This is a genomic window from Stenotrophomonas sp. AR029 (assembly GCF_047520695.2).
In the GTDB taxonomy this organism is placed as follows: Bacteria; Pseudomonadota; Gammaproteobacteria; order Xanthomonadales; family Xanthomonadaceae; genus Stenotrophomonas; species Stenotrophomonas sepilia.
Genome location: NZ_JAXBQQ020000005.1, coordinates 130,665 through 155,594, shown reverse-complemented (window position 1 = coordinate 155,594; position 24,930 = coordinate 130,665). Strand labels below are relative to the sequence as shown.

Sequence of the window (24,930 nt, the reverse complement as noted above, 5' to 3'; positions counted from 1 at the left end):
CATCCCACCTATGCCATCATCCGCCCAGGACCGCAGTACCCATCAAGGCTGAACAGGCATGGAGCAGGCAACACGCTACACCGCAACCCTTTATCTGGCCGCGCCCGGCACCCCGCTGAAAAGTGGGGGCATCTCGCCGCGCGGCCACATGTACCTGCAGGTCGCTGCGGGCGACGAGGCCCACAGCTACGGCTTCGCGCCACCGCGCCACGCGCCGGGTGAAACCCGCACCGGCGTGCAGTACGCACAGGTGCGCCACGACGATGCTGACGAGCATCTGGACCCTTACTACAGCCGCACCCTGGAAATCACCGAGGAGCACTACGGCTGCCTGCGTGATTTCGCCGAGGAACCGGCCGAGTTCGAATTCGATGTGGACCGCCCGGCCACCATCAACCGCTGCAGCGATTTCGTCTGGGCGGCGCTGCACTACGCTGGCCTGCATCCACTGCCGGCGACGCTGGATGGCGGCAGCAACCTGGGCGAGTTCGCGGTGCTGTTCAACCTGCCGGAGATCCAGTGCATTGCCGCGCCGTTCCCGGGCAGCGACCTGAATGCCGAAACCCACCACGCGATGCCCGAGCGCGAGGCCGAGCATCATCGCCAGGGCGACCGCGCCAGCGATGAGCCGCCGCCGACGCCGATTGAAGTGGCCGGCACGCTGCTGGACCCTTCGCATCCCGACCATCGCCTGTTCTCGCAGCTGATCCAGAAAGTGGCCGAGCTGGATGCTGCGCATGGGCGCCCGTTCGATGCCGCCAGCCAACGCATCAGCGCCAGCCTGCTGGTGCTGGCCAAGCAGAACAACCTCTCGCGCGTGGACCACGTGCTGCTCAGCAGGCCGACCCAGAACAGCCATGCCGCCGAGAGCATCTTCATCGTGCAGGGCGACCGCAACGACCCAGGGCACCGCCGCGCCAGCATCGCCACCGAGGTGGCGGCCAAGACCGATGTGGCCGATTCGCTGCGGTTGAAGGAGCAATGACGCGTCCAGTTCGGCGGAGGCTGGTGGTACTGGCGGTGCTGGGCGCGCTGGCGGCATGCCGTGCGTCACCAGCGCCTGAGGTTGCGCCGTCCCTGCTGACGCGCGCACAGGCCGAGGCCCGCACGGTTGTGCCGCTCACGCGGGCCGTGCAGTTGCAGAAGGCCGGTCGGATTGCCGAGGTCACGTTTGATTTGCCGGCGCCCCAGAAGCCGGCCATTCCGATCCTGAACATCGGGTTGCGGCTGCAGGATACCGATGCGCGACGGCTGCTGGATGCTTCGGAGAAGATCACGCTGGGACGGCTGCCAACGCGGCTGCGCCTGGAGCGGATCGATGGCAGTGCACCTGGTCCTGTGCAGCTCTGGCAGCGTACTCGCGATGGACGCGATTCTCAGAAAATCGGGGAGGATGGCGTGGTAACAGACCTGACGACGGGGAGCGTGGACATCAACAGCTTGGCCGAGGCCGGGTTGTACTCTGAAGATGTGCTCTATCGCACGTTGCAGTTGGCGCAGGTCGGAGGCATTGCACCCGGGCGCTACGTTCTGCGGGTCGACCTTGTGGAGGATCGGCCCCGGCTGGAAGGCCTGAAAGCAGAACTGATCGTTGGCTACCAATCACTAGGAAAGTAGACATGCACAAGGACGATGCCGAACGCTACAGCGTAACCATTCATCTGGCGGCCCCCGGCACGCCGCGCTACGGCCGTGATGCTGAGGGAAACAGGTTTCTGCTGGAGCCATCGTTCGCGGGGCACATGTTCCTGTCGCTGCGCCGTTCGGGTGAACCCTTGCCGGAGAGCGTGGGTTTCACCCACGCAGGCACCAAGGACGAGCCGAACAGGGGCAAAGTCGATGACATGGATGTGTTGGTCTACGACAAACCCCGCTTCGAGCGCACGATCGAGATCAGCAAGGCGCAGTACGACCGCATCCTCGAGTTCTCGGCAGACCCGAAGAAGCACGGCTTCGACATGGAGTACGACTTCTTCTCCAACGCCTGCACCGATTTCGCTTGGGGTGCCCTGAACCACGCTGGGCTGCGCCCGGTCGGGCTGGCCGGGGAGATCACCAACTACGAGGGCGCTACCAGGGTCCTGGACAACATCCGCGCGGTCAACGCCATTCCGCAGCAGGTGAAGGGCAGCGAACTGGACAGGGTGCAGTGGAACCCGATGCCGAAGCAGACCTTCCGCGAGTGGATGTTCACCGAGAACGGCGAGCAGTGGCGCGGCAACAGCGTGCTCGCGGCAAGCGGCACGCCCGCAGACCCGGCGCACGACGATCATGCCCGCCTCAACCAGATCCACCAGCAGGTGGCCGACCTCGGCGCTTTCGGGGCGCGCAACGGCAATGTCAGCGCCAGCCTGCTCGCGCTGTCGAAGGAGCAGCAGTTCTCGCGCGTGGACGAGGTGGTTCTGGGCGAGCAGCGCGGTGATACCGCACCGCAGCTGTTCATCGTGCAGGGGGACCGCAGTGACCCGGCACACCAGCGCGCCAGCATGCCGGCGGAGGTGGCTGCGCAGGCACCGGTGGAGGCCTCGTTCGATCGGGTCGCGCAGTTGCAGCAGAATCAGCGGCAGGGAGACGCGCAGCGCCTGCAGGAGGAGCAGCAGCTTCAGCAGAGCCACGGCCCACGGATCGCATAGCGGCGGGCGCAGCATCGAGGTCGAGCGTTGGCCATGCCCGCGCCGGCGCACGCCACGCCCCCCACCTGCTACCATTCCCCCCGCAACCCCAGCCAGCCCACCCCGCGCAGACAGATGCGGGGCGGGCCGTCGCAGTACGGCCCAGCGAGCCAGGACACCTTCCCGTGCCCATTCAAGGACGCTCGCATGTTCCGTACTCCTCTCTTCCGCTCGGCCGCCCTGGCCGTTGCCGTTTCGCTCAGCCTCGGCGTGCCCTCCGCGTTCGCCGACAACGCGCCCGCCGCCAGTGCCACCACCGCCGTGCAGCGCCAGGCCGTGGCCAAGGGCCTGTACGAGCTGGCCTACAGCCCGAAGCAGAACGCCGTGTTCGTGGCCTCCTCTGGCGGTTTCGGCGATGACGCCGGCCCGGCCCAGGTGCTGCGCCTGAACCCGGCCACGCTGGCCGTGGAAACCCGCATTCCGCTGGAGCGCAAGGCCTTTGGTGTGGTCCTGGATGACGCCCACAACCGCCTGTACGTGGGCAACACCGTGGACCTGTCGGTGACCGTGGTCGATACCGCGCAGAACAAGGCCGTGGGTACCATCCAGCTGATGGAGAAGAAAGCCGGCAAGGACGGCAAGGCCGCCTACACCCACGATCTGCGCGAGCTGGTGGTCGACAGCGCGGCCAACCGCCTGTACGTGACCGGCCACAGCAGCCAGCCGGACGTGAGCAGCGTGCTGTTCGTGATCGATACGAACACGCTGAAGGTGATCAACACCATCGACGGCCTGGGCAATGCCAAGGCGCCGGGCCTGGCACTGGACGCGGCCAACAAGCGCGTCTACACCAGCAACCTGCTGGCCGACCTGGTGGTGGTGGGTACCGATTCGAACAAGGTGGTGGCGCAGCACAGGATCGCCGCCGAGCAGCCGATGAACATCGCGCTGGATCCGGCCGGCAAGCGCCTGTTCGTGACCGACCAGGGCTCGGAATTCCTGCGTGGTTACCAGGCCAAGAGCAGCGGCCTGGTCAGCAAGCATCCGGGCCAGCGCGTGCTGGTGCTCGACCGCAGAACCGGCAAGGAACTGGCCAGCATCCCGACCGATGCCGGCCCGCTGGGTATCCTGCTGGATGCACCGCGCAAGCGCCTGTACGTGACCAACCGCGAGGCGGGCACGGTGACGGCCTACAACAGTGACAGCTACCAGAAGGTGGCGACCTACACGGTGCCGACCCACCCGAACAGCCTGGCGCTGGATGCGAAGAACAACGTGCTGTTCGTGAGCATCAAGAACGGCGAGAAGGATGACAAGGGCGCTGACGAGAGCGTGGCGCGCATCCAGCTGTAACAGCGGTGCACAGGCTGTAAACGCAGGGGCAGGGCGCAACGCGCTGCCCCTATTTCATGTCGCAGCGTTTACCCCAGCCGCGGCGCGGGGTTCTGCATTTCCTGCGCCTGCGCCTCAACCTGCTGCTGCACATCCAACCCCAACTTCTGCATCGACTGCTCCACCGGCGTCTGCGCCGCCACCGCGGTCGGCATCATCGCGCGCAGGTGCGCCGGGTTGGCCGGGTCGCCCTGCACCACGAAGATGTTGTGTCCGGCCGGGTGCTGGGCCGTGGCGTTGCTGACCAGCACGTGGTCGACCTGCTGCAGGCCCTGTTCGCGGGCGAGTACGGTCAGGCTGGCGGTCAGGCGTTCGCTGGTCTGGTCGAACGCACGGCCATGCTGCGCGTCCAGTGCGGCCACGCCCTGACGGATCTGCTGGTTGAGGCCGTAGTCGGGGTGGGTGGGGGTGATCTCTGCCATGGCGATCGAACGGTAGCGGTGGGTCGGGGTGAACCCCGCCAGTATAGATCCGGCCGGTGAAGGGCGCCGGAAAGGTCAGCCCGCCGGCCGATGGTCATAGCTGATCACCCGTTCGGCCAGCCAGTGCCCGTCCACGCGGCGCCAGACCTGGATGAAGCGGGCCTGGCCGGTCCAGTGTTCCACGCCGTCCTTGCCGCGCTCGTAAAAGCGGTGGTCGCCGATTTCGAGCGCCCGCTCATCGTGCAGCGGAAACACCTGCAGCGAAGATTCCACGAGCTCGCGGCGCAGCTGCCAGCCACCCTCGCGCGCGCTGCTGCACAGGTTGGCCACGCTGTGGCGGAAGTCCTCGCGGCTGCTGGCCGACTTGCCATCCTTGTCATGGAAGAACTCCATGTCGTCGGTCGTCATCGCGGCGGCCTTGTCGGCATCGCAGGCCTCGAAGGCCGCAGCGAAGAGCTGGATATCGGCGTGGCGGATCTGCACGCGCAGGGTGTCGGCGGGCGCTGGCGTGGCAACGAGGCCGGCGGCCAGCAAGGGCAGGGTGAGCAGCAGCATGGTGAGGCTCCAGGGAGGGTTCACGCAGGCTCGCATGGCGTTTGGGCCACTGCAGCCGGCTTCCGACGAAACGGCCCTGCCACGGAATGAATGCCCATATTGGCGGCCCGGTTCCAGCCTTGAGGCCGTTGCCTGTGCAGGGGATGTCATGAGCGACCGGGATTCCCTCACAGCCGCCACAGGTGACGGCCACTAGCCTGCACTCCTTCCCTTCCACAGGAGCGCCCATGTCTGCTTCCCGCATCCGCCTGCACGTTGAAGACACGGGTGGCGATGGCCGCCCGGTCATCCTGATCCACGGCTGGCCGCTGTCCGCCGATGCCTGGAAGACGCAGGTGGCGATCCTGCGCGACGCCCAGTATCGGGTGATCAGCTACGACCGGCGTGGCTTTGGCCGCTCTGACAAGCCGGCCGAAGGTTATGACTACGACACGCTGGCGGCGGACCTGGCGGGGCTGATCGAGGAGCATGACCTGCGCGATGTCACCCTGGTCGGTTTCTCGATGGGCGGTGGCGAGGTGGCGCGCTACGTGGCCAACCACGGTCAGGATCGCCTGCACAGTGTGGTGTTCGCTGCGGCGGTGCCGCCGTTCCTGCTGCGCAGTGACGACAACCCGGAGGGGCCGCTGACCCAGGACAAGGCCGATGAAATGCGCAGCGGATTGGAGAAGGACCGCGAGGCGTTCTTCGACGGCTTCACCCGCGACTTCTTCAGCGCCAACGGCCAGTTGATGGTCACCGAGGAGACGCGCCAGGCGGCGATCGCGCTGTGCCATCAATCCGACCAGGCGGCGGCGCTGGGCTGCATGAAGGCGTTCGCCACGACCGATTTCCGGGATGACCTGAAGAAGATCACGGTGCCGACCTTGATCCTGCACGGCGACAGTGACGCCATCGTGCCGTTCGAGGGCTCTGGGCAGCGTACCCACAAGGCCATCAAGGGCAGCGAAGTGGTGATCCTGGAAGGTGCACCGCACGGCTGCAACACCAGCCACGCCGACCGCTTCAATCTGGCGCTGCTGAACTTCCTGAAGCGGTAAGCTGCCGCGATGCGCGAGCCAAAGACACCCCCGTGGAAGAAGCCCAACCCCAAGGGCCAGACGTCGCAACCGCTGTCGGATGCGCAGAAGGCCGCGGCGCGGCAGCGGGCCGAAGAGAACGGGCGGCGGTATCCGAACCTGGTGGACAACATGTGGGCGGCGAAGCTGCCGCGTGGGTCGTGATTCACAGGCCGGGTGGGGACGTGGCGTAGCACAGAGCCGATGCTCGGCTGGCGCGCGCAGCGCGTGCCGTTCAGGGAAGGGGCAAAGGGCAGCCGAGCATGGTCTCGGCGCTAGGGGCCGGGCAGTGGCCGCCAGCCCGACTCCCGCCATGGCGCTACGTCGCGCCGCTGCACGTTGATCGCCTCGACCGGCAATCCTGCCTGTCGCGCCAGTTCGGCACGCAGTACGTCGCTGTCCACCGGCAGTGCGATGGCCACCTGCAGCTGGTCGCCCTGCTGACGGACCTGCGTGGGCACCACCGCATGGGCTTCATGCTCGCCGCCGGTGCGAGCAATCGGATAGCGCATCGCCACGGGCCTTCCCAGGTGTGCCAGTACGGGGCGCCATGCCTGCAGCACGACAGGCTGTGCTGCTGCGGGAACCCGCACCTCGATGATGGTTCCCGGGTAGCCAATGACATTGCCCACCATCACCTGGAAGCGCGCACCATCGGGGATGGCGACCACAGTGGCGGCCAGCACGCCTATCGACAGGACAGCTGCGGCGAGGCGCCATCTGCGCGGCGCGGCGGCGGCGCGGGTCGCCGTGCGCAGCCCCGGCTTGCGCCGCAGCTTGCGCGCGTAGATGCGCCGATCCTTCCTGCGCGGGCTGCTGCTGTGCGCCGGCAGGTTCAACGGGACGCGTGGCAGCCGGGCGGCGCGCGCGTCGATCAGGCGCGCGAGCAGCCACCACGCGAGCACGAATGCCAGCAGGGGCAGCAGCGTTCGTACGATCAGGTACAGCATCACCATCGGGAATACCAAGGAAAATTCGCATTCAAACAACCGTGCCATCGTAACGGCGCTGCGTGGTGTGTGTCGCATCCGCCAGCCGACACGTGCGAACTGCTTGGTTAGGATGGCTCTTTGCTGTCATGGATGAACCGATGAGCGCTGCCACCTCCCGAATCCGCCGCATCTGTGGGCAGGGGCCGATCCTGCTGATGCTGCAGCTGGTCGCGTTGCTGTCCGTTGCACTGGCTTCCGGGTTCTTCCATTGCCGCGTCGACCTGCTGCTGGAGCCGATCACCGCGGCGTGCGGTGGCCCGGATGAGCAGGCGCGGTTGCAGATGGCCGAACAGGTGATGGCGCGCGCCGGTGCATTGGACGACTGGCAGCCATTGAGCTGGATTCCATTGGCGGGCATCGTGCTGGCGCTGCTGGGTGCGATGGCGGTGTGCGCGAGCCGCGCGCTGTGGCTGCGCGATGGGCTGCGCACGGCGAACGTGGCGCTGCTGCTGCTGCATGGCGGGGCACTGTGCTTGGCCGGGTGGACGCTGCACCTGTACGAGAACGCATGGAACAGCGTGGCGCGCTTGTCACCCACGGCATGCCTGATGGACCTGGTGGCGGAGGGCGATACCCCGCTGGTGCAGGCGCAGTCCGTGGTGTTCCACATCCTGGCGCGCGAGAACGCAACGCTGATGCGCAATCCGGACGACCTGGCGCTGGTGCTGGTGGCGTTGCTGATGGCGACGATGGTGGGCGGCATCTCCCTGTGGCGGGCGATCGTGCGGGCCCGGGTGGCACGATCGGCAGTGGCCTGACGGGCCTCCGCGGCTGACCGGATCCGAGACATGCAGGGCGCACGCTCGGCGGCGCGCGGCAATCGCGCTACAGTCGACGCCTCGCCACTCCAGGGAAGACCCGATGCGCTTGTTGCTGCGTGCGTTGCCGTTGTTGCTGTGTTCGCTGGCCGTACACGCCGCCGAGGTGGACCGTCGTATCGCGGTGACCATCGATGATCTGCCATGGGCACGGCTGGACCAGATCGTGCCGCCGGATCTGCAGGCGCGGCACGAAGCGTTGATGGCCCAGCTGCGCGAGGCCGGCGTGCCGGTGGTGGGCTTCGTCAATGAGAACAAGCTTGAGGTGAATGGACAGGTGCAGCCGGCGCAGGTGCAGATGCTGCGCGACTGGCGCGATGCGGGTTATGTGCTGGGCAACCACACGTACTCGCACATGGATTTGAATGCGAAGGGCGTGGCGGCGTTCCAGCAGGATTTCCTGCGCGGCGAAACGGTGCTGCGGCCGCTGCTGGCCGAGAAGGGGCAGGCGCCACAGTGGATGCGCCACCCCTACCTGCGCGCCGGGCGCACCGCAGATGAGCGCGTGCAGATGGAGGCGTTCTTCAAGCAGCATGGCTATCGCGTGGCACCGGTGACGGTGGACAACGGGGAATGGGTGTGGGCGTTCGCCTATGCCAACGTGATGAACGAGCAGGCGGATTCGCCTGCACGCGAAGCGACGCTGGCGCAGCTGCGCAAGGGCTACGTGCCGTACATGCTGAACAAGCTGGATTACTACGAGAAGCAGTCGCAGGCGCTGCTGGGGTACGCGCTGCCGCAGGTGTGGCTGATGCACGCCAACGAGCTCAATGCGGCCACCCTTGCCGAACTGGTGGCGGCCACGAAGCGCCGCGGCTATCGCTTCATTTCACTGGACGAAGCGATGCGTGACCCGGCGTATGCGCGGGGTGCGGAAGGCTACAACGGCCGCTATGGCCCGAGCTGGCTGCATCGCTGGGCGATGGCGGAGAACAAGCCGAAGGACTTCTACGCCAGCGAACCGGGGGTGCCGGCGTGGGTGATGAAGCTGGCCAAGGTTGATTCGGAGTGAGGCTCAGCGCTTGACGGCCAGCACGCCGTCGAGCGCCAGTTCCGCCTTGAAACCAGCCTTTTCCAGACGTTTGGCCACTTCACGCGGCACGTCGCGGCCGCTGGTCAGCTTGTTCGGCGCGCCGGTGTAATGGAACAGGCGACCGCCCTTGCGGATGACGCGGGCGAGGTGGTCGTAGAACACCTGCGAGTACAGCTCGCCGGCGATGCCGAAGCGCGGTGGGTCGTGCAGGATTGCGTCGACACTGTTGCTGGCCACCCGTTCGATCTGCTGCGAAACGTCACCGTGGCTGAACTGCAGGCGACCACCGGCGGCAGCCGAGTCTGGATCCGGCGACCACGGGTTGAGCGTGCGCAGCCACATCACATCGGCGTTCTTCTCGAATGAACGGATCTGGCCGACACCGGCCTCCAGCGCGCAGGCGGCGAAGTAGCCCAGGCCACCGCAGGTATCGAGGATGACCTTGCCGGCCGGGGCGACCAGCTCCACCTTGCGGCGTGCATCCTCGAACGGCGACAGCTTCGAGGTCGGCAGCATCTTGATGCCGTCGATCTCGAAGGTCGGTGCGCCCCATTCGGTGGGCACCAGCTTGATCAGCGAGCCGCTGTAGCGCGAGATCGGCGCGAATTCCTCGCCATCCCAGTAGTACAGCGTGCGGTCCTTCAGCTTGCCCGGCCAAGGGTAGGGTTGGCCCCGGAAGTGGAAGCCGTCCGCATCCAGCGCCACGCTGTCCTGGCTACGGCCGAGGTCAAGCGATCCCTGCCAGTCGGCGGCGCCCTTGTCATGGGCACGGCGCAGGGTATCGGCGCTGTCGCGGGTCAGCAGGGGGCCGGTGTAATGGGGCACGGCGGGTACCGGGGCGGTTCGGGGGAGGGCATGGTACCGCAGGACCTTTGCCAGGATACTGAGATTCCGTAGTGCAGACCCAACCGGTGGAGGGAGTTGGTAGAGATGCAGTTCCCACTGAGGGCGTCATGCCCATAGCGGCACAGAATTCTCTGTGGAAGTCGCGTGACGCTGACGGTTGAAGATCGTAATGATAGGTCAGTACTCCCTCTTCATTTCTGATCAAAAGTTGCTGGATGCATATCATGTTCCCAGAACTGTCAGGGGCCAATGTGCTGCGGATGACCACTGGTGTCCCTTGGAGGCTGTAGTCCGCGCTCAGTTGGCCTGGGATGCACGAGCCTGATACGAAAATCAGGGATTGAGCGATGGTAGCGATCATTGGGAATCGGGTCATGTACCTAAGCAGTGAGGGTGGCTTGGTCACCCTCACTGCTAGGTCAAAAGGTTTTGGTATCAGTTGGCTCTGATGGAACCACGATCACTGGCGCAGGCGCGCGGTACACAACCTTCCATCAGCGTATTCATCGTCTGCGGGGAATGAGCAAAGCAGAGGACTCGTGCAGTGTGATTTCCCACCGTGTTTGGCGGGTAATACTCGCTATAGAAGGTCCGGCACCTTCCGTTGTCTATTTGCGCGCTACCCTGGATGTTCCCACTGACTGAGCTGTTGAATCTTACGGTTCCGTAGGAAGCGAAGTTCTGGCCAGCTGATACCTGTCCATTTGGTGCATAGGCGATTACATAGTCAGTACTCTTTGCGTCGCTAGCACTGTTCGAATCGATGCTTGAGCAATGCCATGCAGCGCTTCCTGGCCCCACTGTGATGGACTCGCCCTTGGCAGGGTTCATTCCAAGATCTGCGCAGGAAGCCTCGTGATACTGCTTCGTCGCTTCCGTTTGATCGTCGTAGCGATATACATATTGTCCCTTCGAGTTGCGGGTGAGGGACTGCTCCACACTGATCGTCCCCCCAATGAAGTCGGGCCATTCTGCGCTGCGAACGATTTTTTCCGGGATCTTTGCTTCGTCTGCGGTTTGTCCGACAGCTGGATTCCCGTCTCCTGCCTGCACGGATGCAGAGGCGATGAACATGATGATGGCTAGCTGCAATTTCACTTGGGCCTCTCAAAATCTGGGTGAGGCTCCATCTTCGCTACTTGCCCAATGGTGCTTTTGGTTGCATTACGCAGTTCTTTGGATTTCAAACATTTCTCAAAAGTCTGTGTCGCTAATCGCACTTCACCGCATACACCGGCCCGGCCCCGATCAGCATCAGCGCCATGTAGTCGCTGTCGCTGGCCTTGCCCTTCAGCGTCGCGCCCTTGTTGAAGTGGAAGATGCCGAAGCCGCCGGCCATGCGGATAAGCGCACTGTCGATCTGGTCGGCGTCGTCGCGGAAGTAGCGGCTGATCTCGCTGGACGTGGCCTTGTGCAGGGCATTGGGTTCGCGCTGCCACTGCTCGCCACGGCTGAAGGAAACGAAGTACTGGCCACCTTCCTTGTCGATGCGGAAGTCGGCGGGTTTGCGCGCGCCGGTGGCGAAGCAGCCCTGCAATGGGTCGGCGGAGAAGGGAAGCCTTGCATCGTCGCCGCAGGCAGTGAGCAGCAGGAGGGCACCGGGCAGCAGCAGGCGGAGCGTGCGCATGGGATGTCCCTACAGGGCAGGTGCGGCTAGTGTAGGCAGCATGCGGGCGCGGTCCGTACAGAAATTCGGCAAGAACACAGGGGTTTTCGGATGGCGCAGGGCAAGGCACCGTGGTGCGGCGTGGCCAGTTGGCTGGGTATTGCAGTGGGGTGGGGGGCAGGCACCGTGGCGGCACAGGCAGCGGTCGCTGCGGGTGGCAATGGCATGGCCGCAGGGTTGGGCGTGGGCGTGCTGGGTGCGGCGCTGGTGGGCGGCGGCCTGGCCGTGGCCTCGCGCGTGCGCGGTGAGCGCTGGCCGTGGATCGGCATCGGCGGTGCAGTGCTGAGTGCGCTGCCGCTGCTGATGTACCTGCTGCGGATGATGCTGAAGCTGTAGCGGTAGTGCCGGCCGCTGGCCGGCACCTGCAGGTTGCGTGCGGCGTTCATGGGGTTGCCGGCCAGCGGCCGGCACTACCCGTGCCGGTGCCGCGCGTTCCAGATATGCGTGGCGGCCAGCAGCAGGCTGCCGGTGACGGTCATCGGTGTTTCCCAGTCGTGCGAGGGCAACGCCAGCGCGCCGGCCAGCAGCAGGCCGAGCCCGGCGCCGGCGGTGGCCCAGGCCAGCACCGGCAACGGATGGCGGCGCTCCGCCCGCCATAGTGCATACCCGGTCAGCGGCAAGGCGATGGCCACGAACAGCAGGTGGACCCATTCGGCTTCGGCCCAGCTGCCGAACAGCGGCAGCGCGGCTGCAAGCAGGGGCAGCGCCAGGCAGTGCAGCAGGCACAGGCTGGACAGGGCGACCGCGCCGGCATCGAGCAGGGCGGCAGACGGCGACTTCATCGGGGGACGTTCCTTGCGCAGATATTGTTATACAGTAACATTTACACTCCGCAGCCAACCCGCTCCGACATGAACACTGTTTCCCGCGCCGACCGTCGCCTTCCGGTCACCGTGCTGTCCGGCTTCCTCGGGGCCGGCAAGACCACCCTGCTCAACCAGATCCTGCGCAACCGCGCCGGCCTGCGTGTGGCGGTCATCGTCAACGACATGAGTGAGGTCAACATCGACGCGCAACTGGTGCGCGACGGCGGCGCCGAGCTGCGCCGCACCGAAGAGACGCTGGTGGAATTCAGCAATGGCTGCATCTGCTGCACGCTACGCGATGACCTGCTGCAGGAAGTGCGGCGCCTGGCCGACGCCGGTCGCTATGACTACCTGTTGATCGAGTCGACCGGCATCGGTGAGCCGATGCCGGTGGCGGCCACGTTCGCGGTGCGCGACGAGCAGGGCTTCAGCCTGAGTGACATCGCGCGTCTGGACACGATGGTGACGGTGGTGGATGGCAGCGCGTTTCTCGCCGACTTCGGCTCGACGCTGCGCCTGGCCGAGCGCGGCCAGCAGGCTGGGCCGGATGATGATCGCGGCGTGGTCGACCTGCTGTGCGAGCAGGTCGAGTTCGCCGACGTGATCGTGGTCAGCAAGGTCGACCAGGTGGATGACGAAGTGCTGCAGGACACGCTGGCCGTGCTGCGCGGCCTGAACCGCGACGCGAAGCTGCTGCTGTCCCGCTTCGGTGACGTGCCACTGGCCGAGCTGCTGGACACCGGCCGCTTCGACTACGAGCGTGCGCAACGTGCGCCGGGCTGGGTGAAGGAACTGCGTGGCGAGCATACGCCGGAGACCGAAGAGTACGGCATCGCCAGTTTCGTTTACCGCTCGCGGCGACCGTTCCATCCCGCGCGCTTCGCCCGCGCGCTGCAGTCGGGCATGCCCGGCGTGATCCGCAGCAAGGGCTGGTTCTGGCTGGCCAATCGCATGGACTGGGTGGGTGAGCTGAACACCGTGGGCGCCGCGACGCGGACGCAGGCGGCGGGGTTCTGGTACGCCGCGCGTGATCGTGTGCGGGCTGGGCTGGAGGACACCGCGCCATTGCTGCCGCCCACGCCGCTGCCGTACAGCGACCTGGGCTGGGCGCGGCAGCAGGCCGACTGCTGGAGCGCACCGTTGCCGGGTCTGGAAGACTTCCCGGATGCGGCCGCGCATTCGGCGATGCAGCGGCTGTGGCACCCGCTGTGGGGCGACCGCCGCCAGGAGCTGGTGGTGATTGGCGTGCACATGGATGAGCGCGCGGTGCGTGCGGAGCTGGACGCGTGCCTGCTCAACGATCAGGAACTGCGTGCGGGGCCGCTGCTGTGGCAACAGTTGCCGCAGGCATTCCCGGTGTGGAAGCGGTGACGGTGCACTGAGGATCCATGGGTTGCCGGCCAGCGGCCGGCACTACCCCTGGTCGATAGGCCATGCATGCATCCACGCATGGCCTATCCTGTAGAGCCGAGCCGACGCTCGGCTGCTGCAGCAGGTCCACGCATGGCGTGGATCTACAAGGCGTCACGCCACTGCCACCCCCCGGTGCCCACCTGCAGCACGTGGGTCGGCCGCAACGCCTGCAGCAGGTGCCGGTCGTGGCTGACCATCAGCAGCGCGCCCGGCCACGCCGCCAGCAGTTCTTCCAGTGCCTGCAACGCGCTCAGATCCAGCGCGTTGCCCGGCTCGTCCAGCAGCAACAGCTGCGGTGCGGGATCTGCATACAGCACGCTGGCCAGCGCGCCTTTCACCCGTTCACCATCACTGAGGCTGTGGGCTGCACGCTGGATGCGCTGTGCGTCCAGCCCGAGCAGGGCCAGCCGTGTGCGCAGCTCACCCGCATCCGCCACCGGGTTGGCGGCCTGCACGGTGTCGAGAATGCTGCGTTCGCCGGACAGTCCCAGCAGCTGCTGGTCGAGCAGCGCCAGTGGTGCATGGCGCTGCACGATGCCGCTGCGTGCAGGCAGCTGGCCGGCCAGCACGCGCAGGAGCGTGGACTTGCCACTGCCATTGTCACCGACCACGGCGATGCGCTGGCCGCGGCGGATCTCCAATTGCAACGGTGCACTGCAACCCTGCGGCAGCACCAGCGACTCCGCCTGCAGCAGACGTGCGTTGCCGCGTTCACCGTCACCGGCGAACAGCGCCAGCTCCGGCGCGGCGTGAACTGCCGAAGCCGCTGCGCGCAGCTGGTCGGCGCTGGCCTGAAGACGATCGGCCTGTACCTGTTGCGCGCGCCCGTGGCTGGCCTCTGCACGCTGTTTCTGCCGGCCAAGCAGGATCGGTGCCTGGTTGGCCTGCTTCGCATCGCGATTGCCACGTGCCTGGCGCTGCTGCTGGCGTTCGTGCTGCTCGCGCGCGCTGCGCTGTTGCTGCCGGTGCTGGGCGCGGGCGTGGTCGAGCTGTGCGGCGGCCGCTTCGCGTTCGGCGGCCCGCGCGTCGGCGTAGTGCTGCCACGGCCCGCCATAGCGATGCAGCCCGCGCGCGTCGAGCTCGACGATCTGCTGCATCTGCGCCAGCAGCTCGCGATCATGGCTGATCACCAGCAGGCCGCCGCGCCACTGCTGCAACCGTTCGTACAACTGTTGGCGATGGCGGCCATCGAGGTGGTTGCTGGGTTCGTCCAGGATCAGCCAATCGGCGCCGCTGGCCCAGGCGCCGGACAGCGCCACCTGCATGGCCTCGCCGCCACTGAGACGCGCGGCGGGTTGGGCGGGATCGAGATCGTCGGGCAGGCGGAGCGCCTGCCATTGCTGCTGCAGGCGCTCGCGCAGATCCCAATGGTCGCCGACGCAGGCGAAGTCGGCCTCATCCACGCTGCCGGCTTCGATGCGTTGCAGCGCGGCCAGTTCCGCGCCGACGCCGGCCAGTTCACCGACCGTGCCGGCGGGGGGATAGCCGGGCGTCGGCAACAGGAACACGCGGCTGCTGCTGCGCACCTGCCCGTTCTCTGGCCGCACCCGACCGGCCAGCAGGCGTGCGAGCACGCTCTTGCCGGTGCCATTGGCACCGACCAGACCGGTGGCGACCGGATCGAAGGAAAACGACAGATCGGAAAACAGCGGGCGGCCGTCGGCCAGCCGATACGACACGCGATCGAGCGTGAGGGAATGTGTGGTCATGCGACCTCCATGGATGCCGGTTCTCCCCTGCGCGCAGGGGCGGGAAGAGTCAGGCCGTCTGTTGGGAAGACGGCGGCATCAATGGCGCATTGGTCGCGAGCCTCTGGGAGGAATGAGCGGCCAGTATAGCGGGGTTGGCTGAATGGTTTGATGGCTCTGCACTACAAGAGCATCCACGCATGGCGTGGATCTACTGTGGGCCGGGCATGGGTGGATTTCTCGCGGCTACGGCACGGTGTCCAGGCGGGCGCCGACGAAGTCGATGAACACCCGCAGCTTCGGCAGTACGTGTCGGCCCGACGGCCACAGCAGGTGGAAGGTGCCGCAGGAGTGCACATGATCCTCCAGCACGGTGACCAGGCGGCCGTCGGCCAGCGCATCGCGTACCGAGTGCACCGGCACGAAGGCCAGGCCGGTATCGCGCAGCGCCAGCGCCACCCGCGCCTCGATGGTGTTGGCCACCATGTGCACCGGCAGCTCCTGCGGTGTTTCGTGGTCGGGCCAGTGGATCGGCCACGGCTCCAGCTTGCCGGTGCTGGGGAAGCGGTAGTGCAGCAACGTGTGCTGCAGCAGGTCGGCCGGCGTGCGTGGAACGCCGCGACGCTGCAGGTAGCCCGGCGAGGCGACGACACGCCGCGGGAATACCCCCAGCCGGCGTGCGTTCATCCGCGAGTCGCTGGGTTCGCCAACGCGCAGCACCGCATCGAAACCTTCCTCGATGACATCGACCAGCCGGTCGCTGAAATCCAGGTCGAGGCGGATGTCCGGATACGCGGCCATGAATTCGGCCATCAACGGCAGGGTGAGGTCGCCTACCAGTGGCAGGCTGATCCGTAGCGTGCCGCTCGGTGCAGCGTGCGGTTGCGCCAGTTCGGTGCGCGCGGCATCGCGTTCGTCGAGGATGCGCCGGCAGCGCGCCAGGAACAGCTGGCCCTCGGCGGTGAGGGTGATGCTGCGCGTGCTGCGGTGGAACAGGCGCACGCCCAGTGCGTGCTCCAGCCGCGCAACGCACTTGCCGGCGGCCGATGCGGAGATGCCCTGCAGGCGCCCGGTCTCGACGAAGCTGCGGGTGTCGGCGGCGTGGACGAAGGTCTGCAGATTGGCGAGGTTGTCCAGGACTGACATGGGCGTAGCAGCAATGAAAACGGCAGGGTAGGGGCAGGTGATCGCGGCACGCGGCGCGGCCATCGCAACACTGTGGTGCGGGGCCTCGGGCAGCCCTTGCGGCGTTGCAGTTCCGGGCATGATGCCGATTGCGGACTGCACGGTCCATGTTGCCCGGAGCGGCAACCGGCTTTTTGCAGCGCCGCGCGCTGCCTAACGTGGCGGGCCTCTCCCCACGGATCACCGCGATGAATGCCGCTCTTTCCCTTGAACCTGCACCGACGCTGCCTTCGGTGCAGCGGCTGCTGCAGCAGGTCCATCCGTTGCGCCTGGTTGGTGCGGTGGTGCTGGTGCGCGAGCACGGCGTGCTGCGCCATGCCAGCGCGAGCGGGCTGGCCGACCGCGAGTCGGCCAGGCCGATGCAGCGCGATCAGCTGTTCCGGCTGGCATCGGTCAGCAAGCCGTTGCTGGCCACGGTGATCCTGCGCCTGGTGGCTGAAGGCGTGCTCGACCTCGACGCGCCGGTGCAGCGCTGGCTGCCGGACTTCCGCCCGGCGCTGGCCGATGGCAGCACGCCGCCGATCAGCCTGCGCCAGCTGCTCAGCCACAGCAGCGGACTGGGCTATCGCTTCCTGGAGGCGGATGCGGAGGGACCTTACGCGCGCGCTGGCGTCAGCGATGGCATGGACGCCAACCCGTTGACCCTGGCCGAGAACGTGCGCCGCATCGCGCAGGTGCCACTGCTGTTCGCACCGGGCAGCCAGTGGTTTTACTCGTTGGGCGTGGACGTGGCCGGTGCGGTGGCCGAAGCCGCGACCGGTGAAACGCTGCAGGCGCTGTTCCAGCGTCTGCTGGCTGCCCCGTTGCGCCTGCGCGACACCGCGTTCGTTACGCGCGATGCAGAGCGGCTGGCCACGCCGTATGTGAGCGACACGCCGCAACCGCATCGCCTGCAGGAAGGCGAGGTGGTCGCACCTTTCGAGGGAACGCTGGGCATCGAGTTCAGTCCCGCGCGTGCCACCGACGCCAGTCGGTTCGCTTCGGCCGGCGCCGGCCTGGTCGGTACCGCCGATGAGGTGATGGCGGTGCTGGAGGCTTTGCGCGACGTGCAACGCTCTGGCCTGTTGCCGCCCGCGCTGGCGGCGCAGATGGCCAGCCCGCAGGTGGGCGAGCAGGGGCCGCCGGAACCGGCCGGCTGGGGCTTCGGGCTGGGCTTTGCGGTACTGCGCGATGCCGCCGCCAGCGGCACACCACAGCGCGAAGGCAGCTGGCGCTGGGGCGGTGCCTACGGGCACAGCTGGTTCGTCGACCCGTCGCGTGGGCTGAGCGTGGTGGCGCTGACCAACACCCTGTACGAAGGGATGGATGGCGTTTTTGTCGATGCACTGCGCGACGCGGTCTATGCCGACCTGGAGACTACGCGATGAGCGGCCATGCCATCGATGCCGCCAGTCCGGCTGGCGAGGCCACGCGCCTGCCGTGGGCGGGCCTGCTTGCCTTGGCCGGCGGCGGCTTCATCACCCTGTTGACCGAGACCCTGCCGGCGGGTGTGCTGCGGCCGATGGGCGAAAGCCTGGGCGTGAGTGATGCGGCGGTCGGCCAGCTGGTGAGCGTATATGCGCTGGGTTCGGTGATGGCCGCACTGCCGATGACCGCGCTGACTCAGCGCCTGCCACGGCGTCCGCTGCTGCTGGCGGCCATCGCCGGCTTCGTGGTGGTCAATACGCTGACCGCGTTGAGCAGCAGTTACGCGCTGATCCTGGCTGCGCGCTTCCTGGCCGGTGTGAGCGGCGGATTGCTGTGGTCGCTGGTGGCCGGTTACGCCGCACGCATGGTGGTGCCGTCGCTGCAGGGACGGGCCATTGCGGTCGCGATGGTCGGTTCGCCGCTGGCGCTGTCGCTGGGGGTGCCGGCCGGAACGCTGCTTGGCCAGCAGATCGGCTGGCGCTGGGCGTTCGCGTTGATGAGCGTGCTGGGTCTGCTGCTGCTGGCCTACGCGCGCTGGGCGTTGCCTGCGTTGCCGGCCGCTGGGGCCGGGCAACGCACTTCGCTGGCGACCGTGTGGCGCCTGCCCGGTGTACGCAGTGCGCTGCTGGTGATGGCGCTGTACGTGCTGGCGCACAACGTGCTGTACACCTACATCGAGCCGCTGGCCGTCGACGCGGGTGCCGGTGCGTGGCTGGACCGGCTGCTGCTTGCTTTCGGCATGGCGGCGATTGCTGGCATCGCGATGGCCGGCTGGGGCGTGGATCGCTACCTGCATGCGCTGGTGTGGGCGGCGGTGATCGGTTTCATCGTTCCGGTGCTGGCCTTGCTGGTGTGGCCAGGCGTGGCGAGCGCGCTGCTGCTGGCGACGATCCTGTGGGGCGTGGCGTTCGGCGCCGTGCCGACCCTGTTCCAGACCGCCTTGGCACGGCGCGCCGGGGCCGCTGCGGACCTGGCGCAATCGATGCTGGTGACCGGCTGGAACCTGGCCATTGCGGCCGGCGGCGTGGCAGGCGGGGTGCTGCTGCAGGCCAGCGGCCCACGCCAGCTGGGATGGCTGCCGTTGCTGTTGCTGGCGGTGACCGCCACGTGGTTGCTGGCACGGCCGAAGGCGTGGGCGTAGCTGTTGATCAGTGATGACGCGGTGCCGGCGAGCGGCCGGCACTACCGTGGGCCTTGCTTTTGCCTTGCTAATCCAGCGGCACCTGCTCGATCGGCACGCTGCGCGGGTTCTGCATGTGTTCGCGTGCAGCGCCGTACTGCTGTTGCCGCTTCTGATGGAAGGCGACGAACTCATCGCGCGGCAACGGCCGCGAGAACAGCCAGCCCTGTCCGAATTCCACATGCCGGCTGTGCAGGTAGGCCAGCTGCGCTTCGGTTTCCACGCCCTCGGCCACCACCCACAGGCCCAGCTCCTTGGCCATGTCGATGATGTGCGGCGTGACCGGGCTGGTGGCGCTTTCGGTACCGATCGCATCGATGAATGATTTGTCGATCTTCAGCGCATCCAGTGGCAGCTGCTGCAGGTATTGCAGGCTGGAGAAGCCAACCCCGAAATCATCGATGGCCACGCTGTGGCCGGCGCGGCGGGCGGCGGCGAGCATGGTGCGCGCGCGGTCCAGATCGAGGAAGCCACGTTCGGTGGCCTCCATCCAGATCTGCTGCGGCAGGATGCCGCTGCCGGCCATGTGCCGGGAGATCATCTTCAGGGCGCGACCGCTGCTGATGTCTTCGGCGGCGAGGTTGATCGCGATGTGCGCGCTGCGGTCGGCGACCAGCAGCTCGCGCATGTCGCGCACCACGTTCTCGATCACCAGGTCGGTGACGTCGGCGATCATGCCGGCCTCTTCGGCCAGTGGAATGAACAGGTCAGGGCGCACCTGGGTGCCATCCGGGCGTTGCCAGCGCACCAGCGCCTCGGCGCCGACGCAGATGCCGGTGTCCAGTTCGATGATCGGCTGGTAATGCAGGTACAGCTCGCGGCGACGGATGGCGGTGGCCAGTTCGCCGCGCAGGGAAAGGCGGCGCCGCGACAGCCAGATCACCAGGCCGGCCCCGGCGGCGGCCAGCAGCAGGCCCGCCGGCACGTACAGCCAGGCCTGTTGGCGGAAGGCGGCGGCAAGCGCGGTGCGCGGTGTAGTGGCGACGGCCAGCCATTCCTCGTTGCGCGCGGTAGCGAACAGCGTGGTGTGGTCCAGGCCTTCGCCCGGGTCGCGCAGCAGTGCCTGCAGCAGGTCCGGATCCAGGCCGGGTTGTTTGGCCAGCAGGCGGCCATCGGGGCTGGCCAGTGCCAGCCGCACATTCGGGTCGGCGATGACATCGACGAAGCGGCGTGGGTCCACCAGAGCGTCGTAGGACCCATACAGGATCGCCAGCACCTGGCGGCGCCCGCTGATTTCCGGGCGCACATCCACCGCAATGCCGGCGCCGTCGCTGGTGACGTGGTCCGGCCTGGGCTGATCCACATCCGACAGGAACGGCCCCCAGGAGGTGCAGCGCAGCTTGCCTCCTTCGAAGTAGCCCATCTGGTCAATCGATGGGGTGGTCATTACCAGGGTCTGCATGCGCCGGATGTGCTCGGGGCTGCAGGACACGTAGGTACCGGCTTCGGCGGATTTCAGCGCCGCCAGCGCCTCCTGGTAGGACAGGTCGGAGCGGCGCAGGGTGCGATCGGCGATGTCGCGCAGGCGCTGCTGTTCGACGCTGACCGCGCGGTCCCAGGTGGCGTAGGCCATGACCGCGATCGGCACCGCAGCGGCCAGCAGGGCCAGTGCGGTACCGCCGATGATGACGCGCAGGCGGCTCATGGCCGGGGCTCCAGCAGGGCGGGCGGGGCAGGGCGCATGGTCGGGCCGGTCCTTGGGCAGGTGCGGCTATCTGAGCATGGCACCGGGCCGGGCGGAATGGGATCAATACGGTATTCGGTCACATTGTGGTGAAAGCGGCCTGCTTTGACGCAATGGGGCCGTCTGGCGCTGGCGCTCGGCGCCGCGGAGGACTACCGTCGAACGCTTCGCCCGCCCCTTCCCGCGCCCATGACCGAGCCCGCCACGCCCCCCGAGCACCTGCGCCGCAGCCTGTCCAACCGCCACCTGCAACTGATCGCCATCGGCGGTGCCATCGGCACCGGCCTGTTCATGGGCTCGGGCAAGACCATCAGCCTGGCCGGCCCGTCCATCGTCTTCGTCTACCTGATCATCGGCGCGATGCTGTTCTTCGTGATGCGTGCGATGGGCGAGCTGCTGCTGTCCAACCTGCAGTACAAATCCTTCATCGACTTCTCCACCGACCTGCTCGGCCCGTGGGCCGGGTTCTTCTGTGGATGGACCTACTGGTTCTGCTGGATCGTCACCGCGATTGCCGACGTGATCGCGATTGCCGCCTACGCACAGTTCTGGTTCCCCGGGCTTGAGGCCTGGAAACCGGCGCTGGCCTGCGTGATGCTGCTGCTGGCGTTGAACCTGGTGACGGTGAAGCTGTTCGGTGAAATGGAATTCTGGTTCGCGCTGATCAAGATCGTGGCGATCTGTGCGCTGATCATCACCGGCGCCGGGCTGGTGGCGTGGGGTTTCACTTCACCCAGCGGCCACACCGCGTCGCTGTCGAACCTGTGGAATGACGGCGGCATGTTCCCGATGGGCCTGGTCGGCTTCTTCGCCGGGTTCCAGATTGCGGTGTTCGCCTTCGTCGGCATCGAGCTGGTCGGCACCACCGCCGCCGAAACCGCCGATCCCGAGCGCAACCTGCCCAAGGCAATCAACTCGATCCCGGTGCGCATCATCATCTTCTATGTGCTGGCGCTGATCGCGATCATGGCGGTCACCCCGTGGCGCCAGGTGGTGCCGGACAAGAGCCCGTTCGTGCAGCTGTTCGTGCTGGCCGGCATTCCCGCCGCCGCCAGCCTGATCAATTTCGTGGTGCTGACCTCGGCCACGTCCTCGGCCAACAGTGGCATCTTCTCCACCAGCCGCATGCTGTACGGCCTGGCCGAAGAGGGGCACGCCCCGCGCGGGCTGTCGAAGTTGTCACGCGCTGCCGTGCCCGCCCGAGGCCTGCTGTTCTCGTGCCTGTGCCTGCTGGGCGGCACGCTGCTGATCTACCTGATTCCGAACCTGGTGACCGCCTTCACCCTGGTGACGACGCTGGCCACGGTGCTGTTCATCTTCGTCTGGTCGCTGATCCTGGTGGCCTACATGGCCTATCGCCGCCGCTACCCGGAGCGCCACGCTGCCTCGATCTTCAAGATGCCCGGCGGCGTTGCCATGTGCTGGGCCTGCCTGGTGTTCTTCGCCGCCGTGCTGGTGCTGCTGAGCCTGCAGGGCGACACCCGCCAGGCGCTGATCGCCAGCCCGGTGTGGTTCGTGCTGCTGGGCGCGGGGTATTGGGTGCGCCGGAGGGCCGCGAAGTGATCCAACGTCTCCGTTCCATCGATTGATCCATCGTCTCCAGAGAGTTTCATCCACGCATGGCGTGGATCTACTGTCAGCCGCAGGAAATCGGCCGCTGCCGTTGCCGTTGAGGTTGCCGGCCAGCGGCCGGCACTACCGCGGGTGCAGGGCGTAGCCCTGCCGGCCCCCCATTCACCCAACATTCGCGGGCGCGGCCGGATCATCCGGCCGCCATGTCCCATCGACCTCTCCTGCTTGCACTGGTGCTGCTGCCCATCCTGTGGCCCGGGATGGCTGCCGCGCGCACGGTCTATCGCTGCGTGCAGGGCAACACCGTCAGCCTGGCCACCGCACCGGAGCCGGGATCGCGGTGCACGCCGAAGGAGATCGACGACAACGCCATCCAGGCCCCGAACCTGTGGGGCAACATGGGCGTGTTCAGTGGTGTGCTGTACGAGCGCGAGCAGGACGGCGTGCTGGTCTATTCCACCCGCAACCTGCCCGGCTCGCGGGTATTCCTGAAGTTCACCGTGGCCACGCCGCCGGGCGAGCCGGCGCACGAGGGCCTGGGCAAGGTCGGCAAGCCGCAGCTCGCGCAGCACGCCAGGCAGTTCAAGGCCGCGGCCAAAGCCACCGGCGTCGATGATGCCTGGCTGCGCGCGATCGCCCATGCCGAAAGCAATTTCGATCCGCTGGCGGTCTCGACCAAGGGCGCACAGGGCGTGATGCAGTTGATGCCGGAGACCGCACAGGAATATGGCGTGCGCGATCCGTTCTCGCCACAGCAGTCGATCGAGGGCGGCGCACGCTACATGCGCGCGCTGCTGCGCCGTTACAACGGCGATCGCCCGTTGGCGGCGGCTGCCTACAACGCGGGCATCGGTGCGGTCACCCGCTACAAGGGCGTGCCGCCCTACGCCGAAACCCTGGCCTATGTGGACAAGGTGATGGCGCTGTACGCGCGCTACCGCGAAGCGATGGGCATCCGCACCGAAGTGCCAGCCCGCTAGCAGGGACTCAGCGCGAGGTGGAAGTGCTGACCAGGTCGTAGCGCTCGATGCGGCCGACGCGTGCCACCTCCGCCTGCACGTCGGCACGCTGCTTGAGTGCACGCCACGCGGCATCGATGCGCACATCGCCCGGCAATGACGGATAGGTGCGCATGTCCTGCAGGCTGGCCAGGGTTTCACCGCGTTCAACCGGCGAGCGCAGCTGTTCGATCAGCACGGCGGCGGCACCGTCCAGGTCGCCTTCCTCCAGCAGCATTTCGCGATGGAACAGGCGGGCATCGTCGCGCTGGGCCAGGATCACCGCGCGTGCTGCATCGCGCGCCTTGGCATCGCCGCGCTCGCGGGCGGCGGCGAACTGCAGCAGCGCCTGTGCGGCCTTGCCGTAACCGGCGAGGCCCGGCATGTCATTCACTGCCTGCGCAGCGTCCTGCATGCGCCCCAGCGAACTGAACACGAAGCCGACATTCATCTGGTGCTCGACACCATCCGGGCCGAGCGCGCCGATGCGGGCGGCCTGTTTCGCCGTGGCCAGTGCCTCATCGGTGCGGCCCAGCCGGCGCAGTGCGGTGAGCCGGCTGTTGAGCAGCCAGGCCACCCATTCCGCCTCCGCAGCGGCAGGCGATTCGCCGTTGCTGGCGGCACCGGCCATGCCCTCGGTCAACGACAGCACTTCCTCGTTGCGGTCCAGCATCAGCAAGGTGGTGCTGAACTCGGCCATGCGCGCGTCCAGTGCGCGGTCGAGCAGGCCGGAAACACGCAGTTCATCGAGGTGGCGCTGTGCCGCCTGCACCGGATCGAAACGCGCGTCACCGCGATCGACATAGCGATCAAAGCGCTTGTCGCTGCGCAGGCGGATGATCTCGGCCGGGCTGTCGATCCGCGCCAGCGTGGCCGGAATGCTGTCGCCACGGCCGTTGTCGGCCTGCAGCGTGGCCAGCGCCAGCCACAGCCCGGTGGGTTCCAGGCCGCCACTCTTCCAGCCGTTGTCAAACAGCGCCTGCAGCAGGTCCATGCGCTTCTGCGGCTGCTCACGCAGGCGGTACTGCAGGTAGTTGATGGCGTGGTGATCGATCGGCAGCGGTGCGTCGGCGTGCTGCAGTGCCTTTACCAGGAAAGAGGTGGCTGCGGCCGGCTGGTTGTCCGACAGTTCCACCGACACCTGGGTGAGCAGGATCTGTGCATCCTCCGGCAGGGCCTCCTGCGCCCGCTGCAGGTAGCGGCGGGCCTGGTCCGGCTTCTTCTGCATCAGCGCGGTCCAGCCGGCGACCTGCGAGGCGCGGCCGCGATGCTCGGCATCGAAGTCGTCCAGCAACGGATCTTCCATCAGCCGCTCCATGCTGATCAGCGCCCCCAGCGTGTTGCCGTCGCGTGCCTGCTGGATGGCCTCATCCCAACGCGTGGCGTACACCGCGTGTACTGCATCGGCGGTGGCCGAAGGCTTCTGCGGGGCCACCGTGATCGAAGCGGAGGCGGGCGCGCTGGCCAATGCGGCCAGCAGCAGGGCGGTGAGGGGGAGAACGCGGGGCATGGAGAATCTCCATCCGTGGGAACCGCATTGAACCTGCTACGGCCAGCGAGGACAAGCACGACGAAGCGAATCCTGGTGTTCAGCCGCATGATC

25 protein-coding genes are annotated in these 24,930 nt (G+C 67.1%); 14 read left to right on the top strand and 11 right to left on the bottom strand.

Annotation, left to right across the window (positions count from 1 at the left end; all coding sequences use genetic code 11):
• Positions 1 to 58 precede the first annotated feature (58 nt).
• From ACM0PB_RS16145 to ACM0PB_RS16130, 4 genes are all read left to right on the top strand, one after another.
• A complete protein-coding gene (locus ACM0PB_RS16145; RefSeq protein WP_329953492.1) occupies positions 59 to 985 on the top strand; it encodes an XVIPCD domain-containing protein in 927 nt (308 codons plus the stop codon).
• Positions 982 to 1,617: a hypothetical protein gene (locus ACM0PB_RS16140; protein ID WP_329953493.1), complete on the top strand. Its 636-nt coding sequence runs from the start codon at positions 982 to 984 to the stop codon at positions 1,615 to 1,617. The genes ACM0PB_RS16145 and ACM0PB_RS16140 overlap by 4 nt, the downstream gene beginning before the upstream one ends.
• 2 nt (positions 1,618 to 1,619) lie before the next feature.
• Complete coding sequence (locus ACM0PB_RS16135; protein WP_235646321.1) at positions 1,620 to 2,633, top strand: XVIPCD domain-containing protein; 1,014 nt, start codon at positions 1,620 to 1,622, stop codon at positions 2,631 to 2,633.
• A gap of 186 nt (positions 2,634 to 2,819) precedes the next feature.
• Positions 2,820 to 3,965, top strand: coding sequence for a YncE family protein (locus ACM0PB_RS16130; RefSeq protein WP_235646322.1), 1,146 nt, complete (start codon positions 2,820 to 2,822; stop codon positions 3,963 to 3,965).
• Positions 3,966 to 4,033: 68 nt separating this feature from the next.
• Here ACM0PB_RS16130 and ACM0PB_RS16125 read toward each other — a convergent pair whose 3' ends face one another.
• Positions 4,034 to 4,426 (bottom strand): XVIPCD domain-containing protein, encoded by a 393-nt coding sequence (locus ACM0PB_RS16125; protein WP_414604744.1) that lies wholly within the window; start codon positions 4,424 to 4,426, stop codon positions 4,034 to 4,036.
• 75 nt (positions 4,427 to 4,501) lie between these two features.
• Positions 4,502 to 4,981 (bottom strand): nuclear transport factor 2 family protein, encoded by a 480-nt coding sequence (locus tag ACM0PB_RS16120; RefSeq protein ID WP_414604743.1) that lies wholly within the window; start codon positions 4,979 to 4,981, stop codon positions 4,502 to 4,504.
• A gap of 227 nt (positions 4,982 to 5,208) precedes the next feature.
• Here ACM0PB_RS16120 and ACM0PB_RS16115 point away from each other — a divergent pair, with 227 nt between their 5' ends.
• The gene (locus ACM0PB_RS16115) at positions 5,209 to 6,021 is read left to right on the top strand and encodes an alpha/beta fold hydrolase (RefSeq protein WP_414604742.1); all 813 of its coding nucleotides are present in this window, start codon (positions 5,209 to 5,211) and stop codon (positions 6,019 to 6,021) included.
• 9 nt (positions 6,022 to 6,030) lie between these two features.
• Entirely contained in the window at positions 6,031 to 6,204 is a 174-nt protein-coding gene (locus ACM0PB_RS16110; protein ID WP_181452208.1) for a hypothetical protein, read from the top strand.
• A gap of 110 nt (positions 6,205 to 6,314) precedes the next feature.
• Here the strand turns inward: ACM0PB_RS16110 and ACM0PB_RS16105 are convergent, their stop codons facing one another.
• Positions 6,315 to 6,995, bottom strand: coding sequence for a hypothetical protein (locus ACM0PB_RS16105; protein ID WP_414604741.1), 681 nt, complete (start codon positions 6,993 to 6,995; stop codon positions 6,315 to 6,317).
• A 134-nt stretch (positions 6,996 to 7,129) separates the two neighbouring features.
• Between ACM0PB_RS16105 and ACM0PB_RS16100 the strand changes: the two genes are divergently transcribed.
• Together ACM0PB_RS16100 and ACM0PB_RS16095 are read left to right on the top strand one after the other, a co-directional pair.
• Positions 7,130 to 7,789, top strand: a complete 660-nt coding sequence (locus tag ACM0PB_RS16100; RefSeq protein ID WP_204324505.1) for a hypothetical protein — start codon at positions 7,130 to 7,132, stop codon at positions 7,787 to 7,789.
• Between the two features lie 103 nt (positions 7,790 to 7,892).
• Positions 7,893 to 8,861 (top strand): polysaccharide deacetylase family protein, encoded by a 969-nt coding sequence (locus ACM0PB_RS16095; RefSeq protein WP_414604740.1) that lies wholly within the window; start codon positions 7,893 to 7,895, stop codon positions 8,859 to 8,861.
• A 3-nt stretch (positions 8,862 to 8,864) separates the two neighbouring features.
• Here ACM0PB_RS16095 and ACM0PB_RS16090 read toward each other — a convergent pair whose 3' ends face one another.
• The 3 genes from ACM0PB_RS16090 to ACM0PB_RS16080 all read right to left on the bottom strand — a co-directional run bounded on the left by ACM0PB_RS16090 (position 8,865) and on the right by ACM0PB_RS16080 (position 11,355).
• The gene (locus ACM0PB_RS16090) at positions 8,865 to 9,707 is read right to left on the bottom strand and encodes a class I SAM-dependent methyltransferase (RefSeq protein WP_005415070.1); all 843 of its coding nucleotides are present in this window, start codon (positions 9,705 to 9,707) and stop codon (positions 8,865 to 8,867) included.
• A 456-nt stretch (positions 9,708 to 10,163) separates the two neighbouring features.
• A complete protein-coding gene (locus ACM0PB_RS16085; RefSeq protein WP_196769418.1) occupies positions 10,164 to 10,826 on the bottom strand; it encodes a hypothetical protein in 663 nt (220 codons plus the stop codon).
• Positions 10,827 to 10,938: 112 nt separating this feature from the next.
• Positions 10,939 to 11,355, bottom strand: coding sequence for a hypothetical protein (locus ACM0PB_RS16080; protein ID WP_065186649.1), 417 nt, complete (start codon positions 11,353 to 11,355; stop codon positions 10,939 to 10,941).
• A 90-nt stretch (positions 11,356 to 11,445) separates the two neighbouring features.
• Between ACM0PB_RS16080 and ACM0PB_RS16075 the strand changes: the two genes are divergently transcribed.
• A complete protein-coding gene (locus ACM0PB_RS16075) occupies positions 11,446 to 11,730 on the top strand; it encodes a hypothetical protein (RefSeq protein ID WP_005415073.1) in 285 nt (94 codons plus the stop codon).
• 74 nt (positions 11,731 to 11,804) lie between these two features.
• On the opposite strand, the gene ACM0PB_RS16070 is transcribed toward ACM0PB_RS16075, so the two are convergent.
• Positions 11,805 to 12,176: a MerC domain-containing protein gene (locus tag ACM0PB_RS16070; protein ID WP_053499005.1), complete on the bottom strand. Its 372-nt coding sequence runs from the start codon at positions 12,174 to 12,176 to the stop codon at positions 11,805 to 11,807.
• 69 nt (positions 12,177 to 12,245) lie between these two features.
• Between ACM0PB_RS16070 and ACM0PB_RS16065 the strand changes: the two genes are divergently transcribed.
• Positions 12,246 to 13,571 carry a GTP-binding protein gene (locus tag ACM0PB_RS16065; protein ID WP_065197339.1) on the top strand — a complete coding sequence of 442 codons (1,326 nt, stop codon included), beginning with the start codon at positions 12,246 to 12,248 and terminating at the stop codon, positions 13,569 to 13,571.
• A 143-nt stretch (positions 13,572 to 13,714) separates the two neighbouring features.
• On the opposite strand, the gene ACM0PB_RS16060 is transcribed toward ACM0PB_RS16065, so the two are convergent.
• Both ACM0PB_RS16060 and ACM0PB_RS16055 read right to left on the bottom strand, forming a co-directional pair.
• Positions 13,715 to 15,322: an ATP-binding cassette domain-containing protein gene (locus ACM0PB_RS16060; RefSeq protein ID WP_414604739.1), complete on the bottom strand. Its 1,608-nt coding sequence runs from the start codon at positions 15,320 to 15,322 to the stop codon at positions 13,715 to 13,717.
• Between the two features lie 225 nt (positions 15,323 to 15,547).
• Positions 15,548 to 16,447, bottom strand: a complete 900-nt coding sequence (locus ACM0PB_RS16055) for a LysR family transcriptional regulator (RefSeq protein WP_032953875.1) — start codon at positions 16,445 to 16,447, stop codon at positions 15,548 to 15,550.
• A gap of 227 nt (positions 16,448 to 16,674) precedes the next feature.
• Between ACM0PB_RS16055 and ACM0PB_RS16050 the strand changes: the two genes are divergently transcribed.
• Together ACM0PB_RS16050 and ACM0PB_RS16045 are read left to right on the top strand one after the other, a co-directional pair.
• A complete protein-coding gene (locus ACM0PB_RS16050; RefSeq protein WP_414604738.1) occupies positions 16,675 to 17,853 on the top strand; it encodes a serine hydrolase domain-containing protein in 1,179 nt (392 codons plus the stop codon).
• Positions 17,850 to 19,034, top strand: a complete 1,185-nt coding sequence (locus ACM0PB_RS16045; protein ID WP_374082976.1) for an MFS transporter — start codon at positions 17,850 to 17,852, stop codon at positions 19,032 to 19,034. Before ACM0PB_RS16050 ends, ACM0PB_RS16045 begins: the two co-directional genes overlap by 4 nt.
• Positions 19,035 to 19,101: 67 nt before the next feature.
• On the opposite strand, the gene ACM0PB_RS16040 is transcribed toward ACM0PB_RS16045, so the two are convergent.
• Positions 19,102 to 20,718, bottom strand: coding sequence for an EAL domain-containing protein (locus ACM0PB_RS16040; RefSeq protein WP_235649915.1), 1,617 nt, complete (start codon positions 20,716 to 20,718; stop codon positions 19,102 to 19,104).
• A 228-nt stretch (positions 20,719 to 20,946) separates the two neighbouring features.
• Between ACM0PB_RS16040 and cycA the strand changes: the two genes are divergently transcribed.
• Positions 20,947 to 22,320: a D-serine/D-alanine/glycine transporter gene (gene cycA, locus ACM0PB_RS16035; protein ID WP_005415083.1), complete on the top strand. Its 1,374-nt coding sequence runs from the start codon at positions 20,947 to 20,949 to the stop codon at positions 22,318 to 22,320.
• 212 nt (positions 22,321 to 22,532) lie between these two features.
• Complete coding sequence (locus tag ACM0PB_RS16030) at positions 22,533 to 23,309, top strand: lytic transglycosylase domain-containing protein (RefSeq protein ID WP_005415084.1); 777 nt, start codon at positions 22,533 to 22,535, stop codon at positions 23,307 to 23,309.
• 7 nt (positions 23,310 to 23,316) lie between these two features.
• Here the strand turns inward: ACM0PB_RS16030 and ACM0PB_RS16025 are convergent, their stop codons facing one another.
• Positions 23,317 to 24,837, bottom strand: coding sequence for a tetratricopeptide repeat protein (locus ACM0PB_RS16025; protein ID WP_414604737.1), 1,521 nt, complete (start codon positions 24,835 to 24,837; stop codon positions 23,317 to 23,319).
• Positions 24,838 to 24,930: the final 93 nt, after the last annotated feature.

What these genes read in the sequence shown, in the direction of transcription:
- ACM0PB_RS16145 (WP_329953492.1), top strand. Translation starts at nt 59, where the DNA reads ATGGAGCAGGCAACACGCTACACCGCAACCCTTTATCTGGCCGCGCCC.
- ACM0PB_RS16140 (WP_329953493.1), top strand. Translation starts at nt 982, where the DNA reads ATGACGCGTCCAGTTCGGCGGAGGCTGGTGGTACTGGCGGTGCTGGGC.
- ACM0PB_RS16135 (WP_235646321.1), top strand. Translation starts at nt 1,620, where the DNA reads ATGCACAAGGACGATGCCGAACGCTACAGCGTAACCATTCATCTGGCG.
- ACM0PB_RS16130 (WP_235646322.1), top strand. Translation starts at nt 2,820, where the DNA reads ATGTTCCGTACTCCTCTCTTCCGCTCGGCCGCCCTGGCCGTTGCCGTT.
- ACM0PB_RS16125 (WP_414604744.1), bottom strand. Translation starts at nt 4,426, where the DNA reads ATGGCAGAGATCACCCCCACCCACCCCGACTACGGCCTCAACCAGCAG.
- ACM0PB_RS16120 (WP_414604743.1), bottom strand. Translation starts at nt 4,981, where the DNA reads ATGCTGCTGCTCACCCTGCCCTTGCTGGCCGCCGGCCTCGTTGCCACG.
- ACM0PB_RS16115 (WP_414604742.1), top strand. Translation starts at nt 5,209, where the DNA reads ATGTCTGCTTCCCGCATCCGCCTGCACGTTGAAGACACGGGTGGCGAT.
- ACM0PB_RS16110 (WP_181452208.1), top strand. Translation starts at nt 6,031, where the DNA reads ATGCGCGAGCCAAAGACACCCCCGTGGAAGAAGCCCAACCCCAAGGGC.
- ACM0PB_RS16105 (WP_414604741.1), bottom strand. Translation starts at nt 6,995, where the DNA reads ATGGTGATGCTGTACCTGATCGTACGAACGCTGCTGCCCCTGCTGGCA.
- ACM0PB_RS16100 (WP_204324505.1), top strand. Translation starts at nt 7,130, where the DNA reads ATGAGCGCTGCCACCTCCCGAATCCGCCGCATCTGTGGGCAGGGGCCG.
- ACM0PB_RS16095 (WP_414604740.1), top strand. Translation starts at nt 7,893, where the DNA reads ATGCGCTTGTTGCTGCGTGCGTTGCCGTTGTTGCTGTGTTCGCTGGCC.
- ACM0PB_RS16080 (WP_065186649.1), bottom strand. Translation starts at nt 11,355, where the DNA reads ATGCGCACGCTCCGCCTGCTGCTGCCCGGTGCCCTCCTGCTGCTCACT.
- ACM0PB_RS16075 (WP_005415073.1), top strand. Translation starts at nt 11,446, where the DNA reads ATGGCGCAGGGCAAGGCACCGTGGTGCGGCGTGGCCAGTTGGCTGGGT.
- ACM0PB_RS16070 (WP_053499005.1), bottom strand. Translation starts at nt 12,176, where the DNA reads ATGAAGTCGCCGTCTGCCGCCCTGCTCGATGCCGGCGCGGTCGCCCTG.
- ACM0PB_RS16065 (WP_065197339.1), top strand. Translation starts at nt 12,246, where the DNA reads ATGAACACTGTTTCCCGCGCCGACCGTCGCCTTCCGGTCACCGTGCTG.
- ACM0PB_RS16060 (WP_414604739.1), bottom strand. Translation starts at nt 15,322, where the DNA reads ATGACCACACATTCCCTCACGCTCGATCGCGTGTCGTATCGGCTGGCC.
- ACM0PB_RS16055 (WP_032953875.1), bottom strand. Translation starts at nt 16,447, where the DNA reads ATGTCAGTCCTGGACAACCTCGCCAATCTGCAGACCTTCGTCCACGCC.
- ACM0PB_RS16050 (WP_414604738.1), top strand. Translation starts at nt 16,675, where the DNA reads ATGAATGCCGCTCTTTCCCTTGAACCTGCACCGACGCTGCCTTCGGTG.
- ACM0PB_RS16045 (WP_374082976.1), top strand. Translation starts at nt 17,850, where the DNA reads ATGAGCGGCCATGCCATCGATGCCGCCAGTCCGGCTGGCGAGGCCACG.
- ACM0PB_RS16040 (WP_235649915.1), bottom strand. Translation starts at nt 20,718, where the DNA reads ATGAGCCGCCTGCGCGTCATCATCGGCGGTACCGCACTGGCCCTGCTG.
- cycA (WP_005415083.1), top strand. Translation starts at nt 20,947, where the DNA reads ATGACCGAGCCCGCCACGCCCCCCGAGCACCTGCGCCGCAGCCTGTCC.
- ACM0PB_RS16030 (WP_005415084.1), top strand. Translation starts at nt 22,533, where the DNA reads ATGTCCCATCGACCTCTCCTGCTTGCACTGGTGCTGCTGCCCATCCTG.
- ACM0PB_RS16025 (WP_414604737.1), bottom strand. Translation starts at nt 24,837, where the DNA reads ATGCCCCGCGTTCTCCCCCTCACCGCCCTGCTGCTGGCCGCATTGGCC.